Below are 16,597 nucleotides of genomic sequence, written 5' to 3' on the forward strand. Positions count from 1 at the left end.
CTGGCCGACTCAGCCGTAGTAGCGGCGCAATTCGCGCGCGAGCACCTTGCCGGTGGCGTTGCGGGGCAGGTACTTCACGAAGACCACGTCCCGGGGTACGGAGAAGCGGGCCAGGTAGTGCCGGACGTACTCGCGGACCGCCTCGGGGTCGAGCGTCTCGCCGGGGTGCAGGGCGAGGAACGCGGCCAGGCGCTGGCCGTACTCGGGGTCGGGTACGCCGATCACGGCGGCCTCGCGTACCTGCGGTAGCTGGGCGAGCAGGTCCTCCACCTCGGATGGGAACACGTTCTCGCCACCGGAGACGATCATGTCGTCGGCGCGGCCGTCGACGAAGAGCAGCCCGTCGGAGTTGAGCCGGCCGAGGTCGCCGGTGTCGAGCAGCCCGTCACGGGTCTCCCGGGTGGCGCCGGAGGTGTAGCCCTCGAAGAGCATCTCGTTGCCGACGAAGATGCGCCCGACCTGCCCTTGCGACACCGGCTGGCCGGCCGTGTCGAGCAGTTCCAGTCGGGTGCCGTGCGGTGGGCGACCGGCGGTGGTGGGCGCCTGGCGCAGGTCTACCGGGCCGGCGATGGACGCCCAGGAGACCTCGGTGGACCCGTACAGGTTGTAGAGGACGTCCCCGTACACGTCCATGAACTTCGGGGCGAGCCCGCCGGGCAGGGCCGATCCGCTGACCGCGACGACCTTGAGTGTCGGACGTGGGTCCGGCGGGGGCACTTCCAGCAGGCGCTGGAGCATCACGGGTACGGCGAAGAGGGCGTCGCAGCGTTGTGCCACCAGGGCGGTGAGCGTGGCGGCCGGGTCGAAGCGGCGGTGCAGCACGATGGTGGCCCGCAGCGCGAAGCACACCTGCAGGGCCGCGAATCCCCAGGTGTGGAAGATCGGGGCGGCGATGAGCACCCGGTCCTTCGCGTGCAGGGGGATGCGGTCGATGATGGACACGAGTGGCCCGAAACCGCTGGGTGTGGGGCGGCGGGCGCCCTTGGGAGCGCCGGTGGTGCCCGAGGTGAGCACGATGATGCGCCCGTCGTGCTCCGGCGGGTGCAGCTCGCCCGGCAGGGCCCCGGCGACCAACTCCTCGCGGGCGCGCTCGTCGAGGCGGGGAAGCTCGGCGGGGAGACCGACGACCCGTTCGGCGAACTCGTCGTCGTGCACCAGCAGCCGTAGCCGTTGTTCCTCGGCGACGGTCGCCAACTGTGCGGCGGAGAGACCCGTGTTGACCAGGACCGCGTCGACGCCGAGCAGGGTCGCCGCGACGATCGTCTCGATCAGTCCGTGGTGGTTGCGGCAGAGCACGCCGATCCTGTCGCCGGGCTGTACGCCGAGGCCGGACCGCATCGACCGGGCCATCCGCTCGGCCCGGTCGAGGAGAGCCTGGTAGGTCAGCTCGACGCCGTCCTCGTCGATGACCGCCGCTCGACCGGGGTCGCGGGCGGCAGCCTGGCGCAGTTCGCCGGCGAGGCTCCATCCCCAGGTACGCAGCGCGTTGAACTGCGAGGCCATCCGGACCGGACGGCCCGGGGTGAGCAGACCGCGACGGGTCAGCGTGGTGACGACGAACGGCAGGTCCATGCCGCAGACCTCCTCGGGGTGGCACGCGGACAGCCCCATCCGTCGGGGCGTCTTCCTTGATCATGCACCCGGCGCTTTGGAGGGCCCAGCCGACGTCGGCGTGGGGTGACGTAGGCGGCACGGATAGGCAGAAGCGGTGGTCCGGGCCGGGTCGGGGACACCCGGGCCCGGACGACCGTCGGCCGGAGGGTCAGCGGATCTGCACGCCGGAGATCGCTCGTGAGATCACCAGGCGCTGGATCTCGGACGTACCCTCGAAAATGGTGTAGATCTTGGCGTCGCGGTACCAGCGTTCCACCGGGTGGTCGCGCAGGAAGCCTGCCCCGCCGAGCAGTTGCACGGCCTTCTCGGTGACGGACACCGCGACCTCGCCGGCCTTGAGCTTGGACATCGAGCCCTCGCCGGCGGTGAACGGCCGGTTGTTGCGGCCCATCCACGAAGCCCGCCAGACCAGCAGCCGGGCCGCGTCGATCTCCATTCGCATGTCGGCAAGCGCGAACGCGACCGCCTGGTTCTCGATGATCGGCCGGCCGAACTGCACCCGGTCCTTGGCGTAGTCCAGGGCGTACTCGTAGGCGGCCCGGGCCACGCCGAGCGCCTGTGCGCCGACGGTGGGTCGGGACAGCTCGAAGGTACGCATGGCGGCCTGTCCGGTGGCCCGTTGCCCGGAGCGGGCGCGGGCCAGCCGCTCGTCGAGGGCGTCCTTGCCGCCGAGCAGGCAGCGGCCGGGCACACGTACCTCGTCGAGGAAGACGTCGGCGGTGTGCGACGCGCGCAGGCCGAGCTTGCGGAGCTTGCGGGTCGCGGCCAGACCGGGGGTGCCCGGCGGTACGACGAACGCCGCCTGGCCGCGCGAGCCGAGCGTGGGGTCGACGGAGGCGGTGACCACGTGCACTCCGGCGATACCGCCGTTGGTCGCGTACGCCTTCTGGCCGGTGAGCACCCACTCGTCGCCGGCCTCGTCGTAGACGGCGCGGGTGCGCATCGCGCTGACGTCGGAACCGGCCTCGGGTTCGCTGCTGCAGAACGCGGCGACGGCGGGCGAGTCGACGTCGCCGAAGCACTGCGGCACCCACTCGACCATCTGGTCCGGGGTGCCGGTGCCGTAGATGCTGGCGACGGCGAGCGAGGTGCCGAAGATGCTCATGCCGATGCCGGCGTCACCCCAGAAGAGCTCCTCGCTGGCGATGGGCAGGGACAGCCCGGTCGGATCGGCCCAGCAGGTGGCGAGGAACTCGAAGCCGTAGAGGCCGACCTTGGCGGCCTCCTGGATCACCGGCCACGGGGTGTCCTCGCGCTCGTCCCACTCGGCGGCGGCCGGGCGCACGACCTCGGCGGCGAAGCCGTGCACCCAGTCGCGTAGATCCCGCTGTTCCTCGTTCAGGTCGAGCGAGAACTCGGCCATGTCAGGCCTTGGGGATGTCGAACAGGTTGGCGATGTTGGCGGCGAGGCCCAGGTCGCCCTTGGCCTTCAGCTTGCCGGTCATGAACATCATGACCGGGTTGGCGCCACCGGAGACGATCTTCAGGAACTCGACCGGACCCATGGTGAGGCTCAGCTTCGGGTCGTGCTGCGGGGTCTCGTTCACCTCGCACTTGCCGTCGGCGACGACCACCTCGTAGGTGTCGCTGCCGCCGTCCGGACGGCCGGTGATGATCCAGTGGATGACCGCGTTGGTGGAGCCGGCCCGGTCCGCGCGGAACAGCGACGGCATCCGGCCGAACACCTCACCGAGGACCTTGCCGCGCAGGTCACCCGACATCACCTGGGCGATCTTGTCGTCCGGGGTGGACTTGACCAGCTGGGCGAACTCCTTGGGCCCGACGTTGGCGAAGTTGGCCGGGTCGAAGTCAGTCATGAGACGCGCCTTCCGGAAGATTTGGCTACTCGTGCGTAACCCTACGCACGAGTAGGTATGCTCGCAAGGTGTCCACGCCTCCCGCGTTCAAGCGCCTGCCGCGCGCCGTACGCGAGCAGCAGATGCTCGACGCGGCCGTGAAGGTCTTCTCCCGGCGCGGCTTCCACGCCGCCAGCATGGACGAGATCGCGGAGGACGCCGGCATCTCCAAACCGATGGTGTACGCGTACCTCGGCACCAAGGAGGAGCTGTTCGTCGCGTGCCTGCACCGGGAGGGCACCCGGATGATGCAGGCCATCGCCGGCGCAGCCGCCCCCGATCTGCCGGCCGACGAGCGGCTGTGGCGTGGGCTGAAAGCGTTCTTCGGCTTCGTCGGCGCGCACCGCGACGGCTGGGCGGTGCTCTACCGGCAGGCCCGTGGCGAGCAGCCGTTCGCGGGTGAACTGGCCACCATGCGCGCCCGGCTGGTCGAGGTGGTCGCCGGGATGCTCGACCACGCGCTGCGTGAAGAGGGCCGCGAGATCGCGCCCACCGACCTGGAGGTCGTCGCGTACGCCCTGGTCGGCGCGACGGAGTCGCTGGCCGACTGGCTCGCGGACCACCCGGAGGCCGACCCCGAGAAGACGGCCACCCGGATGATGAACGTGGCCTGGCTCGGCGCCGCCCAGCTCCTGCACGGCGTCACCTGGCGTCCGCCGGTCGACTGACGGGCTCGGCGGGGACGGCGTCGGTGCCCGGCCCGCCGGCCCCCGCCGCGCGGCGCCCGCGAAGCCAGCGAACCACCTCGACGACCACCGTCACCGACAGGGCGAGGCCCAGCCCGAGCAGGAGGCCGCGCAGGGGATCCTGCTCGAACGCCAGCCCGCCGACGTAGCCGACCAGCCCCGAGTAGAGGCCCCAGGAGCCGGCGGCGATCGCGTCGAAGGCCAGGAACCGTCGCCGGGGGAAATGCACCGCACCCATCGTGAGGGTGACCGCGGTCCGGCCGCCCGGCACGTACCGGGCCACGGTGAGAATCAGGCCACCGCGCGTCGCGATCCCTCGACGGGCCCAGTCGACGGCGGTTCGGCGTCGGCCGTCGGGTGGCAGCCGGTCGAGCAGCCGCGCACCGCCGCCTCGGCCGATGGCGTACGAGACGTGGTCACCGACGAGTGCCCCGGCGGCTGCCACGAGGATGACCGCAGGCAGGTACGGCGCTCCCGAGGCGGCGAACACCCCGGCCGTGATCACCGCCGTTTCGCTCGGCACCACGGGAAAGAAGCCGTCGAGCGCCGCGATCGCGAAGAGCGCCAGGTACACCCAGGGCGAGGACATCGTGTCGTGCAGCAGCTCCAGCAGATCCATGGTCCCGATGCTGGTGCGCGTGGCGGCTCCCGCCATCGGCCAGTGGTCAACCGGGCGGCACTACTTAGGTAGTGACCGGCCCGGAGGGTGGATGGGGGTCTTCCCCCACCGCACCCCGGTCTGACCGTGCGAGGCGACCACCGTCGCGCGTGGAGCCCTACGCTCGCTGCGTGGCCTCCAGCACCGTCGCCCCACGGCGGGTCGTCCAGCGGTACGGGGTGCTGCTGCTCGCCGTCGTGGTCGCTGTCGCCGTCTGGGCCAGCGCGAGCGGTGACATCGGTGTCCGCTCGCCACTGCCGGGCCCGGTCGTGCTGGTGGTAGCGGTCTCGTCAGGTTGGGCCGCCAGCACGATCCGGACCCGCCGCTGGCCCGTTTTCCTGGCTGCGGCGCTGGGCTGGCTGGTGCTCGCCGCCGCGGCGGCCGGGGTGGTCGCCTCGTACCAGGCGGGTCTGCGGCTGCGGGGCGGACGACTCGCCGGCTACCTCGCCGGTGCCGCCGTGGTGCTCGCCGGTGGGGTCCTGGTCGGGGTGCAGGTCGGCGGCGTACGCCGGATCACCACCGCCACCACCGGCAACGTGCTGCTGCTCGCCGCCTGTCTGGTCGGACTCCCGTTGGTCCTCGGCCTCTGGGTGCGGGCACGCCGGGACACGCTCGCCGCTCTGCGGGACCGGGCCGAACGGCTGGAACGCGAGCGGGAGGCGCACGCCGACCGGGTACGTGCCGAGGAGCGGACCAGGATCGCCCGGGAGATGCACGACGTGGTGGCGCATCGGGTCTCGTTGATGGTGGTGCACGCCGGTGCCCTGGAGGTGACCGCCGCGAACCCGGCGACCGCCGAGGCCGCCGCGTTGATCCGCACGACCGGCCGGCAGGCGCTCACCGACCTGCGTGAGGTGCTGGGTGTGCTCCGTCAGGCCGAGGCGGCCGTGGTGCCGGAGCGGGGGCTCGACGCGCTGGACGAGTTGATCGGGGAATCGCGTACCGCAGGTCTGCGCGTGTCCCGGCAGGACGAGGGCGTGCCGACCGCGCTACCGGCGACGTTGGGGCGCACCGCGTACCGGGTGGTCCGCGAGGCGTTGACGAACGTACGCAAGCACGCGGCCGACGCGGAGACGGTCGTCCGCCTGCGCTACCTCCCCGACGGGCTGGAGGTGGTGGTGCGCAACGGTCCGTCGACGGGTGGGTCGGCGTTGCCCGGCGCGGGGCAGGGGCTGCTCGGGCTCCGCGAGCGGGTGGAGCTGCTCGGCGGCCGGCTGGAGGCGACGCCCGTGGACGGTGGTTACCTCGTCCGGGCCCTGATCCCGCTGGCGGGTGTGGCGTGATACGGGTGCTGGTGGTCGACGACGAGCAGCTCATCCGTGCCGGGCTGCGGCTGATCCTGGAGGCGGCCGAGGACATCACAGTGGTCGGCGAGGCCGCGGACGGCACCGGCGCGCTGGAGCAGGCCCACCGGTTACGCCCGGACGTGGTGCTGCTCGACGTACGGATGCCGGGCGTCGACGGGCTGACGGTCGCGCCGGGCCTGGTTGCCGCCGGCCCGAAGGTGATCATGTTGACCACCTTCGACCTGGACGAGTACGTGCACCGCGCGCTGCGGGCCGGTGCTGTCGGCTTCCTGCTCAAGGACACCCCGCCCCGCGAGCTGGCCGCGGCCGTCCGGACGGTGGCAGCCGGGCACGCGATGCTCGCCCCGACGGTGACCCGGCGGCTGATCAGCTCGTTCGCCGATCGTGGTCCGGCCCGACGGGACGCGGCTCGCCAGCGGCTCGAACCGCTCACCGGACGGGAGTTGGAGATCGTGCGGGAGGTGGCGCGCGGGCACGGCAACGCGGAGATCGCCCGGCGGCTGACGATGAGCGAGGCCACCGTGAAGGCACATGTCAGCCGGGCGTTCGCGAAACTGCACGTGGGCAACCGGGTGCAGTTGGCGATCCTGGTGCACGACGCCGACCTGCTGTGACGTGACCCGGGCCGTACGGCGATCAGCGGCCGGAGGCGGCCCGTCGGTGCGCGTGGCGGCGCAGCCAGCGGAGCCCTTCCAGGCCGAAGGTGATGACCAGTGAGACGCCCACACCGACCAGCACGCCCTTCACGGGGTCCCGCTCGAAGGCCAGGCCGCCGAAGTAGCCGAGCAGCCCGCAGTACACCGCCCAGGTGAACGCCCCGATGCTGTCGTACAGCAGGAACGCGCGGCGGGGATAGCCCACCGCGCCCATGGTGAGGGTGACGGCGGTCCGGCCTCCCGGCACGTACCGGCTGGTGGTCAGGATCATCCCGCCCCGGCGGTCCACCGCGCGCCGGGCCCACTCGGAGCTGGCCCGCCGACGGCTGCCGTCGGGGAGCCGGGCCAGCCGGCTCGCGCCGCCGCCGCGCCCGATGGCGTACGAGATGTGGTCACCGACCAGCGCGCCGACGCCGGCGCTGGCGATCACGAGGGTCAGGCTGGGGTGACCGCCACTGGCGGACAGCACCCCGGCGGTGATCACGGCTGCCTCGCCGGGCACCGCCGGGAAGAACGCGTCGACTGCGGTGAGCCCGAAGATCAACAGGTACACCCACGGTGAGGTGACCGTCCCACGGAGGAGGTCGAGCAGGGCGTCCATCCCCCCATGCTCGCCGGGTACGACCGGCCCGGTGGCCGAGTCGCCGGAAGACGCCTCAGCCCGCGCTGAACAGTGCCGCTGGGTGGAGCAGCGGACCGTGCGCCCTCTTGTCGTCGGCGGTGGGCCCGTGCGAGGTCAGCACCACAGGCGTGTCCAGCTCCGCGCCGACCGCCTCGGCCCAGTCGGCCGGCGGGTCGTCGTACACCGGACGGGACCGTAGGAGGCGGGCGGTGAGCGCGGCCTGCCGGTCCAGGTCGCCGGGTGGGCCGGGGGTGAGCCGGTCACCGGTGTCGTAGCGGCGGCAGATCCGCAGGTCGGGGCCGGCGAGGTCGAGGTGGGTCAGCGCCAGGCCGTCGACACCGCCGGCCGCCGCGAGGGCGTACCGGTGGGCGACCGCGTCGAAGTGGCCGAACCGGAACCGGCCCTGCCACGGGTTCGTCGGGTTGTGCCTGTCGGCGAAGGGCAGAGCCGGGTCCTCGGTCACCAGTGGGCCGGGCCCGTGCCGGGTGGTGACCACGCGCAGCACACCGATCCGGGTCACCTCGCCGGTCAGGCCCGCCTCGGCGAGCAGGCTGTCGACGTTGGCGAACGTGGTGGTGCTCCAGGTGGTGTACGGGTGGAAGCCGTGCCACTCGTCCAGCAACACCCCCTGTGCGCCCTCGAAGACGCAGGTCCCGGTGCGCAGCGCCGCTGCGAGCCAGCTTCGGTCGACGATGGCGACCCGGTCGGCGAACCCGGTGAACGCGGGTAGGCAGTCCTCGACGGGCGGCGCGTCCAGCGGGCCGAGTTCGGCGGTCAGTCGGTCCCGCAGGACGCTCAACCGGCGGCGCAGCAGGGCTGGATGTCGGCAGTCGGCGACCCGGGGCGCGTCGTCGGGGTGGGCGAGCCCGTACGCGACGGTCTCGCCCACCCCCAACCCGCAGGAGCCGTGCCGGTCGGCGCCCCGGGCGATCTCCCGGGCCCGGTTGGCGGCCCGGTGGTACGGGGTGGCGAGCAGCGCCTCGGAGTCGACGGTCAGTCGGTCCAGCGCGTCGGGCACCCCGATCGTGGCGAGATGGTCGGCCTCGGCGGCCAGGGCGAGCGGGTCCACCACCACGTGCCGGGACAGGTACGTCCCGACACCGGGATGGAACGTGCCCGCGCCGAACTGTGCGAACGTGTGGTGCCGCCCGTCGCGCAGCACGACGTTGTGTGCCGCCTGCGCGCCCCCGTTGAAGCGGACCACCGTGTGCACGGGCCGGGTGGCGCAGAGCCAGTCCACGACGGTGCCCTTGCCCGCGTCGCCGTAGCCGAGGTCGACCACCGCCACGTGGTTCACAGCCGGGTCACCCCGCTGGCCGTGTCGGTGAACGCCGGCAGCGTCGACACCTCGGCCCGCCGTCCCCGGCCGAGCCGGGCCAGCGCCTTCGACACGGTCCCGGTGGCGCCGGAGCCGGCGTGGTCCAGGTGGCGCAGGCCCTCGTCCAGGTCGATCGCCTGCTCACCGAGGCCGATGGTGAGCGCGATGGTCTCGCAGACCGCGTCCAGGTCGTCGAGCACGACGGCGTTCTGCCCGAGCAGGTCGCGCCAGAAGTCCAACACCTTCGCGTTGCCGGCGTAGTGGCTGCCGGCGGGGAGCAGGTAGTACGTGTCCCACCGCCGGGTCACCTCGTCGACGACCTGCCGCAGGGGTACGTCCTCACCCAGGTCGTCGCCGATCAGGCCGGCCACCTCCCGGGCATTGACCCGTGGGTACGCCAGTTCGTCGCCGATGATGAACAGGTAGCCGCGTCGGCCGCGCTTGTCCCAGTTGTCGGTGGCGGTGTGCCGGGCCATGAAGTACATGGCCAGCTCGTACGACTCGGTCATCTGCCCGCCGCCGCCGCCTTCGAGGACGATCCGGCCGAGGTCGTCGTCCATCCGGTTGTCCGACTCGAACTGGCCCACCTGCAACGGCACCCGGTCGCAGGTGGCGTCGCCGATCGCGCCGAACATGATCTGCGGGTCGCTGGCGTAGCCCTGCCGTTGCAGCAGCCCGAGGAGCTGCGGCAGCTTGGTCTGCAGGACACGCGGCACCGTACGCATCGAGCCGGTCACGTCGAAGAGCACCGCGATGGGCGTCGACTGCGGGTGCTCGGCGGAGTCGCGGCTCTCCCGGGTCGCGCCGCGCGGGTCGAGCGAAGCGTGCACGGTGCGCGCACCGCTGTCGCTGTAGGAGAACGCGCTGCGGCCGGTCCTGCGTCGGTAACGGTCGGCGGCGTCGTACACGTCGGTGGACCAGGTTCCACTGCCCATGACAGCTCCTCTAGAGGGTGAAGGGTCGGAAGGTGCGTGGGCCGTAGAGCCGGTCCAGCACCTGGTCGAGTTCGCGCAGCAGACGCCAGGCGTCGTCGGGTCGGGCGTGCAGGGATCGCTGCTGGCAGCCCTGCGCGAAGGTGTCCAGCTCGCGGGGTGCGCGTGGGCCCATCAGCCAGCTCATGCACCGGCTGGCCATCGCGATGTCGGTGCCCGGACCGCAGGGCCGCCTGCGCGGCACCTCCTCCGGATACCAGTCCTCGTTGCCCGGCACGAGCGCCGGGATCGTGCGGCCCGTCGGGGTCGAGAAGCACCAGTCGACGAGCACCACGCCGTGGGCGTCCGGCTCGATCAGCACGTGCCGCGGCAGGACCGCGCCGTGCACGATGCCGGCCCGGTGGGCCAGGCCGAGTGCCACCAGCAGCCGCCGCCACATCCAGGCCGCGTCCCGGGCGTCCAACCCGTCGGGGTACGCGCGCCGAACCTCGTCGAGGTCGTGCAGGCCGGGCGCGGTGGCCAGCACGGTGATCCGCCGTTCCGCACCGGTCGCGGCGTCGCGGTGCCGGAACTCGTCGACGAGTCGGGGCACGTACGGCAGGTAGCGCGGGTCGCCGCGCTCGGCGATGGTGTGCAGGGCGTGCGCCTCGCGGGCCATCAGGTCGTTGTCGGTGGGTTGCCGGGGGAGCTTGAGCAGCCGATCGTCACCCACGTCGTAGAGATCGGCCAGGTCGCCCGAGTGAGCCGGCGCACCGAGCCGGTAGTCGCCGAAAACTGTCGTCCGCCGGGCCTGCCACCGGGTCGTGACGTGGACGAACGCGTCGAGGGCTTCGGCGCGTACCCCCGGGTCTGTCGGCAGCCGGTCGGGGTGCAGGGCCGCGACCAGCTCGCGGTAGCGGCGGCCCGGCTGGTCGGTGCCGAACAGGTCGGCGTCGGTGCGGGCGGCCGTGACCAGGTCGATTGCCTCGGCGGTCCTCACCGCACCGTCTCCTCGCGGGCGGGTCGCAGCAGCGCCGGGTGCAGCAGTCGGGCGTCGCCGGCCCGGTAGAGCCGTGCGCGGGGTCCACCCCGGGTGCCGCCGCGCTCGGTGCTCGCGCCGGTGCTCTCCACGAAGCCCGGCACGGAGAGCACCTTGCGGTGGAAGTTGCCGGCGTGCAGCGGGTGACCCCAGACCGTCTCGTAGACGGCCCGCAGCTCGCTGATCGTGAACTCGGCGGCGAGGAAGCGCGTGGCGAGCGGCGTGTACTCCAGCTTGGAGCGGGCACGCTCCAGCGCGTCGTCGATGACCCGGCCGTGGTCGAAGGCGAGCTGCCGGCTGCTCAGCGCGGTCACCGGCAGCCAGATCGCCTCGTCGGCGTCCGTGCCGGCCGCCGGTTCCGGCAGGTCGGGGGCGAACGCGAGGTGAGCGATCGAGACGACGCGCATCCGCGGGTCACGGTCGGGAGCGCCGTAGCTGCCCAACTGCTCCAGGTGTACGCGCCGAAGCCCCTCGCCGCCGAGCCCGGTCTCCTCGGCCAGCTCCCGTCGGGCACCGGTAATCAGGTCCTCGTCGGGGCGGACGAAGCCGCCGGGCAGCGCCCAGTGCCCCGCGAAGGGTGCCTCACCGCGTCGGATCAGCAGCAGGTGCAGCGCGTCGTCGCGGATGGTCAGCGCCACCACGTCGACGGTCACGGCGACCGACGGGTAGGCCCGCGGGTCGTACGCGGCCAGGAAATCCTGCTCGTTCATCGCGTCTCTCTCACCTTGAGAACATCTCGCTGTGAGAACAACTTAACGCAGAAGTGCGCCCCTGCCAACCCCCTCGGATCGGCAGGGGCGCGTCAGCGCACGAGACCCACCAGGTGCGGCCGGCCCTGCGAGTCGTGCAGGGCGAACCCGTCGTCCGGCAGGACGGCGAAGTTCACCGTGCTCGGCAGCGGTACGGGCAGCTTGAAGGCCACCTCGACGGTGTGGGCGTCCGGCAGTCGCGTCTGCATCGCCGCGAGGCAGCGCGCCTTGCTCCACATACCGTGCGCGATCGGCCGGCGGAAGCCGAACAGTCGCGCACCGAGCCGGGAGGTGTGGATCGGATTGTGGTCCCCGGAGACCCGCGCGTACTCGGTGCCCACGCGGGGTTCGACACGCCACCGGGCCGTGGCCGTGGGCGCGCCCGGACGCTCGCCCCGCTCGCGCCCGCCCGGTGTGCGTTCCCGACCCAGGTACGTCGAGACGCCGCGCCAGACTTCCTCCCCGTCGACCGACCCGACCAGCACCACGTCGACCTGCCGCCCCCGGTCGTGCGGACGCAGGTCCTGCGCGTACGTCGTGAAGTCGAGGACCTCGTCGGCGGTGATCGGGCGGTGCGTGGTGATCCGGTTGCCGACGTGCACCACACCGGTCAGCGCGATGGGGAAGCCGGGTGCGGTCATCAGCCGCAGAGCCAGCGGAAAGCCCAGCACGTGCGGGTACGTCGCGGGCAGCCGGTCGGTGAGCCGGAACCCGCAGACCCGGTCGTAGTCGGCCAGGTGTGCCCGGTCGGTCCGCACCCCGGCCACGGCGTACTCGACCGCCGGGAGGTCGTTCCCGCGCCGCCCGCCACCAAGCCCGGGCAGCGCGCCGAGCGCGGCCCGCCGGTACAGCGCGCCGGACGCGGGCATCCGGGGCAGCTCGACGCGGGTCCGGCTGCCCGTGCCGGCCCGACCGTCCCCGCCGAGGTCGGTTGTCACCTCGGCCGCCGACGCGGTCAGGTCGTGGGTCTGCTCGACGCGCAGGTCGGCGCCGGCGGCTCCCGGCCGGCGGATCGCGTCCAGCGTCTCCCGCGACAGGATCTCGGTGGGGCCCTCGATCAGCTCGTGGACCGACAGGTCCTCCGGTTCCCTCGCGGGCTCTCTCCTCCTGGCCATCACGCCCCCAGCAGGCTCTGGCCGCAGACTCGGACGACGTTGCCGCTGACCGCGCCGCTGGCCGGCCAGGCCAGCCAGCCGATCGTCTCGGCCACGTCCTCCGGCAGCCCGCCCTGGGCCAGGCTGTTCATCCGCCGGCCCGCCTCGCGCACCACAAGCGGGATGCGCGCGGTCAGCCGGGTCTCGATGAAGCCGGGGGCGACCGCGTTGACGCTGATCCCCCGCCCACGCAGGGCCGGGGCGAGCGAGTCGACCAGCCCGATCACGCCGGCCTTGCTGGTGGCGTAGTTGGTCTGCCCCCGGTTGCCGGCGATTCCGGCGATCGAGGAGACCGCGACGATGCGCCCGCCGGTCGGGATGAGCCCCCGCCCCAGCAGCATGTCGTTGATCCGTTCCTGACTGGAGAGGTTGACGTCAATGACCTGGTCCCAGTGGTCGGCGTCCATCCGGCCGAGTGTCTTGTCCCGGGTGATGCCGGCGTTGTGCACCACCACGTCGACCCGGCCGTGTCGGCTGGCCAGGTGGTCCGCGAGCCGGGTCGGTGCGTCCGGTGCGGTCAGGTCGAGCTGCACGGCCGTACCGCCGATGTCGTTCGCCACCGCGGCCAGCGCGTCGCCGGCGGCCGGGATGTCCAGCGCCACCACCTGTGCGCCGTCGCGGGCGAGCACCCGGGCCAGCGCCGCGCCGATACCCCGGGCGGCGCCGGTGACCAGCGCGACCTGCCCGTCCAGGGGGCGTTCCCAGTCGGCCGGGACGGTCGCCTCGCCTGAGCCGATCCGGATCACCTGGCCCGAGACGTACGCGGACCGCCCGGACAGGAGGAATCGGAGCGTCGACTCAAGGCTGGTGAGGACGCCGCCCTCGACACGGGTCGCGTAGACGAGTTGGGCCGTGGTGCCCCGGCCGAACTCCTTGCCGATGCTGCGCACCAGCCCCTCCAGGGCACGCTGAGCGGTCGCCTCGCGGGGCATCGGGCACTCCTCAGGTGGAGTGCCCAGCACGATCACCCGACCGCCGGGCAGCACGGCCCGGGCCTGCGGGTGGAAGAAGTCGTAGAGCTGGCGCAGATCGGTGGAGTCGATGATCCCGGTGGCGTCGTACACCAGGGCTCCGAAGCGGTCCGGTGCTCCGGCGGTGGTGGTGTCGCGCACCTCGACCCCGGCGGCGGTGAGGATCCTGGCGACCGGCTCGGCGAGCAGGCCGCCGGTGGCCACACCGAGCAGAGCCGGCCCGGGCAGCAGCGGGTCGCCGGGGTGGTGCCGGCGCAGTCGGGGCGGGTCGGGCAGCCCGAGGCGCTTGACCAGCGTGCGGCCGGCGGCCGATTGGACGAAGCTCGCGTACCTGTCGGTCATGGGCGTAGCCTACTGGCGAGTAGGGTTCGAGCAACACTTGTCGAGGAGGCGGATCGTGCAGAGCATCCGGAGGGTCGCGGTCATCGGGGGCAACCGCATCCCCTTCGCCCGTTCCAACTCCCGCTACGTGGACGCGTCAAACGCGGACCTGCTCGGCGCGGCGCTGGACGGTCTGATCGCCCGCTACGGGCTGGCCGGGCAGCGGGTCGGCGAGGTGGTCGCCGGTGCCGTACTCAAGCACTCCCGCGACTTCAACCTCACCCGCGAGGTGGTGCTCGGGTCCCGGCTCGACCCGCACACCCCGGCGTACGACATCCAGCAGGCCTGCGGCACCGGCCTGGAGGCCGCGATCCTCGTCGCCAACAAGATCGCCCTCGGCCAGCTCGACGTGGGCATCGCCGGCGGTGCCGACACCACCTCCGACGCGCCCCTCGCCGTCAACGAGGAGATGCGGCGCACGCTGCTCAAACTCAACTCGGCCCGCACGGTCGGCCAGCGGCTGAAGATCGCCGCGAAACTGCGCCCGCTCCAGCCGTTCAAGCCGGACATCCCCCGCAACGCCGAACCGCGTACCGGCCTGTCCATGGGGGACCACGCCGCCCGCACCGCCCTGCACTGGCAGATCGACAGGCGCTCCCAGGACGAGTTGGCGCTGCGCTCGCACCAGCGGCTCGCCGCCGCGTACGACAGGGGTTTCTTCGACGACCTGATGACGCCGTACCTGGGGCTCACCCGCGATGCGAACCTCCGGCCCGACACGAGCGTGGAGAAGCTCGGCGCGCTCAAGCCGGTCTTCGGCACCCGCGGCCCGGACGCCGAGCAGGCCACCATGACCGCCGGCAACTCCTCGCCGCTCACCGACGGTGCGTCGACCGTGCTGCTGGCCAGCGAGGAGTGGGCGAACGCGCACAATCTGCCGGTGCTGGCCTGGTTCAGCTGGTCCGAGACGGCTGCCGTCGACTTCGTGCACGGTGACGAGGGCCTGCTGATGGCACCCGCGTACGCGGTGCCCCGGATGCTGGCCCGCGCCGGGCTGACGTTGCAGGACTTCGACTACTACGAGATCCACGAGGCGTTCGCCTCGCAGGTGCTGGCCACCCTCGCCGCGTGGGAGTCGCCGGAGTTCTGCAAGGACCGGCTGGGCCTGGACGCCCCGCTGGGCGCGATCGACACCGACCGGCTCAACGTGAACGGCTCGTCGCTGGCTGCCGGGCACCCCTTCGCCGCGACCGGTGGGCGGATCGTCGCCACGCTGGCCAAGCTGCTCGCCGCCAAGGGCAGCGGACGCGGGCTGATCTCCATCTGCGCGGCCGGCGGCCAGGGCGTGACGGCCATTTTGGAGCGTTGACCGAGGGTCCGCCGCGATGTCCCAATGTCTCTTATTAGTAGACACTGGGACATCCCGCCCCGTTCGTGCTCGGTCACGATCGGCGGGGCCGTGTCCAACCGAGAAACCGGGCGTGCAGCCTCTTGGCGGAGAGGTCCGGCAGGTCGACTGCCGCCTCCGCCAGGTGTAGACCGAGGTAGAACGTCATCGACAACCGGTCGTGCGCGTACTCGATGAGCAGTCGGCGTCGGCGGTTCGGGCACGGCCATTCCTGTCCGCAGCCGGCGCAGTTCCAGGTCGGCCGGATGGGGACGTGCGGCTTAGGAATCCCTGGCTCCGCCGGCCGCCCGGCGTGTCGTACATGTAGGGCAGCCAGGCGCACCAGCACCCGGCGTTGACGCGGACCGCCAGGCGTGCCCAACTCGATGCCGCGCAGGTGGAGCCAGATGCCGTCACTGTGCCGTTCGCGTCGGCCCACCTCGATCACCCGCAGGACCAGCCGACCCAGCCCGTAGCAGTAGTGCTGCTCGGCGACGGTGATGACATCACCCACCCGGACGACGGGCGGCCGACAGGGGGTCACGACGCGATCCGGTACGCCAGCGGAGCGGCAAACGGCGCATCGAGCAGGCGATACCAGTCGAACGTCATCTCACGCTCCTGTCGGCACGAGTGGAACGCAGCAGGTCCCTACGACCGCAGGGAAGTGCGGTCGGCGGATTGGTCGGCTGTGACGTAACCTTACTGCCGTATGCGAAAGGCATCAAGGACTGAAGGTGGGATCGTTGGCATCTACTGTGGGTGCGAGAGAGATGGCTCGGATGCGGCGAAGGAGCGGAGCTTGAGTGACCTCGAATGGATCAGTGTCTCCACTCCCTACGTGACGCCACGGAGGCCCGGCGAGGCCGAAGCCTGGGGAGCGGAGGCCGCGCAGAACGGCGGAGTGGGTACGCAGCGCCTGCTCGACGTCAGCGAGATCGTTCCGGCAGCCGAGTTGGCCTATGCGCTGCACCTGGACGCCGATGCGCCGGTGATCCAACGCCGTCGAATGATGTTGCTGGACGGGCAGCCGGTGGAGTTGGCGACATCCCTCTACCCGGCGACCATCGCTCGCGACACTGGCCTTGCAGAATTGCGCAAGATTCGCGGCGGGGCAGTCACTCTGCTCGCCGAGTTGGGATACCGGCCACGACGGGTGAGCGAGGACGTCTACACGCGGAGGGCGACCGAGGTGGAACGGTCGTTACTGCAACTACGTGAGGACGACTGGGTCCTCGGGCTGACTCGCGTGCTCAGTACCGATGACGGCTTGCCAGTCGAGCTGAGCGTCATGACCATGACCCCCGGAGGTCGTCGCCTTCGGTACGAATCGTCGATGGCATAGGGA

The 16,597-nt window shown here is 72.1% G+C and carries 17 protein-coding genes; 5 read left to right on the top strand and 12 right to left on the bottom strand.

Features of this window, described 5'->3' with window-relative positions:
* Positions 1 to 9: 9 nt before the first annotated feature.
* From ABZV06_RS02375 to ABZV06_RS02385, 3 genes are all read right to left on the bottom strand, one after another.
* Positions 10 to 1,572 (bottom strand): AMP-binding protein, encoded by a 1,563-nt coding sequence (locus ABZV06_RS02375; protein WP_355617997.1) that lies wholly within the window; start codon positions 1,570 to 1,572, stop codon positions 10 to 12.
* Positions 1,573 to 1,762: 190 nt separating this feature from the next.
* Positions 1,763 to 2,977: an acyl-CoA dehydrogenase family protein gene (locus ABZV06_RS02380; protein WP_355245548.1), complete on the bottom strand. Its 1,215-nt coding sequence runs from the start codon at positions 2,975 to 2,977 to the stop codon at positions 1,763 to 1,765.
* Position 2,978: 1 nt separating this feature from the next.
* On the bottom strand, positions 2,979 to 3,431 hold the full coding sequence (locus ABZV06_RS02385) for an SCP2 sterol-binding domain-containing protein (protein WP_355245551.1): 453 nt from the start codon (positions 3,429 to 3,431) through the stop codon (positions 2,979 to 2,981).
* Positions 3,432 to 3,499: 68 nt separating this feature from the next.
* Between ABZV06_RS02385 and ABZV06_RS02390 the strand changes: the two genes are divergently transcribed.
* Positions 3,500 to 4,138, top strand: a complete 639-nt coding sequence (locus tag ABZV06_RS02390) for a TetR/AcrR family transcriptional regulator (protein ID WP_355048432.1) — start codon at positions 3,500 to 3,502, stop codon at positions 4,136 to 4,138.
* Here the strand turns inward: ABZV06_RS02390 and ABZV06_RS02395 are convergent.
* Positions 4,113 to 4,775 carry a DedA family protein gene (locus tag ABZV06_RS02395; protein WP_355245554.1) on the bottom strand — a complete coding sequence of 221 codons (663 nt, stop codon included), beginning with the start codon at positions 4,773 to 4,775 and terminating at the stop codon, positions 4,113 to 4,115. The genes ABZV06_RS02390 and ABZV06_RS02395 overlap by 26 nt on opposite strands.
* A 170-nt stretch (positions 4,776 to 4,945) precedes the next feature.
* Between ABZV06_RS02395 and ABZV06_RS02400 the strand changes: the two genes are divergently transcribed.
* On the top strand, positions 4,946 to 6,097 hold the full coding sequence (locus ABZV06_RS02400) for a histidine kinase (protein WP_355617895.1): 1,152 nt from the start codon (positions 4,946 to 4,948) through the stop codon (positions 6,095 to 6,097).
* Complete coding sequence (locus ABZV06_RS02405; RefSeq protein ID WP_355617897.1) at positions 6,094 to 6,735, top strand: response regulator transcription factor; 642 nt, start codon at positions 6,094 to 6,096, stop codon at positions 6,733 to 6,735. The genes ABZV06_RS02400 and ABZV06_RS02405 overlap by 4 nt, the downstream gene beginning before the upstream one ends.
* A 22-nt stretch (positions 6,736 to 6,757) precedes the next feature.
* Here ABZV06_RS02405 and ABZV06_RS02410 read toward each other — a convergent pair whose 3' ends face one another.
* From ABZV06_RS02410 to ABZV06_RS02440, 7 genes are all read right to left on the bottom strand, one after another.
* Entirely contained in the window at positions 6,758 to 7,378 is a 621-nt protein-coding gene (locus tag ABZV06_RS02410; protein ID WP_355245563.1) for a DedA family protein, read from the bottom strand.
* Positions 7,379 to 7,433: 55 nt separating this feature from the next.
* Positions 7,434 to 8,696, bottom strand: coding sequence for an adenylosuccinate synthetase (locus tag ABZV06_RS02415; protein WP_355617900.1), 1,263 nt, complete (start codon positions 8,694 to 8,696; stop codon positions 7,434 to 7,436).
* Positions 8,693 to 9,652, bottom strand: coding sequence for a hypothetical protein (locus ABZV06_RS02420; protein ID WP_355617903.1), 960 nt, complete (start codon positions 9,650 to 9,652; stop codon positions 8,693 to 8,695). The genes ABZV06_RS02415 and ABZV06_RS02420 overlap by 4 nt, the downstream gene beginning before the upstream one ends.
* Before the next feature lie 10 nt (positions 9,653 to 9,662).
* Positions 9,663 to 10,628: a serine/threonine protein kinase gene (locus ABZV06_RS02425; RefSeq protein ID WP_355617906.1), complete on the bottom strand. Its 966-nt coding sequence runs from the start codon at positions 10,626 to 10,628 to the stop codon at positions 9,663 to 9,665.
* Positions 10,625 to 11,377: an NUDIX domain-containing protein gene (locus ABZV06_RS02430; RefSeq protein ID WP_355617909.1), complete on the bottom strand. Its 753-nt coding sequence runs from the start codon at positions 11,375 to 11,377 to the stop codon at positions 10,625 to 10,627. Before ABZV06_RS02430 ends, ABZV06_RS02425 begins: the two co-directional genes overlap by 4 nt.
* 92 nt (positions 11,378 to 11,469) lie before the next feature.
* Positions 11,470 to 12,531 carry a MaoC/PaaZ C-terminal domain-containing protein gene (locus tag ABZV06_RS02435; RefSeq protein WP_355617912.1) on the bottom strand — a complete coding sequence of 354 codons (1,062 nt, stop codon included), beginning with the start codon at positions 12,529 to 12,531 and terminating at the stop codon, positions 11,470 to 11,472.
* The gene (locus ABZV06_RS02440) at positions 12,531 to 13,883 is read right to left on the bottom strand and encodes a 3-oxoacyl-ACP reductase (protein WP_355617915.1); all 1,353 of its coding nucleotides are present in this window, start codon (positions 13,881 to 13,883) and stop codon (positions 12,531 to 12,533) included. Before ABZV06_RS02440 ends, ABZV06_RS02435 begins: the two co-directional genes overlap by 1 nt.
* Before the next feature lie 55 nt (positions 13,884 to 13,938).
* Between ABZV06_RS02440 and ABZV06_RS02445 the strand changes: the two genes are divergently transcribed.
* Entirely contained in the window at positions 13,939 to 15,231 is a 1,293-nt protein-coding gene (locus ABZV06_RS02445) for an acetyl-CoA C-acetyltransferase (RefSeq protein WP_355617918.1), read from the top strand.
* Positions 15,232 to 15,304: 73 nt separating this feature from the next.
* Here the strand turns inward: ABZV06_RS02445 and ABZV06_RS02450 are convergent, their stop codons facing one another.
* Positions 15,305 to 15,763: a hypothetical protein gene (locus ABZV06_RS02450; RefSeq protein ID WP_355617920.1), complete on the bottom strand. Its 459-nt coding sequence runs from the start codon at positions 15,761 to 15,763 to the stop codon at positions 15,305 to 15,307.
* A 288-nt stretch (positions 15,764 to 16,051) separates the two neighbouring features.
* Here ABZV06_RS02450 and ABZV06_RS02455 point away from each other — a divergent pair, with 288 nt between their 5' ends.
* Positions 16,052 to 16,594: a UTRA domain-containing protein gene (locus ABZV06_RS02455; RefSeq protein WP_355617923.1), complete on the top strand. Its 543-nt coding sequence runs from the start codon at positions 16,052 to 16,054 to the stop codon at positions 16,592 to 16,594.
* Positions 16,595 to 16,597 lie beyond the last annotated feature (3 nt).

The organism is Micromonospora sp. NPDC005172 (genome assembly GCF_040608555.1).
GTDB lineage: Bacteria > Actinomycetota > Actinomycetes > Mycobacteriales > Micromonosporaceae > Micromonospora.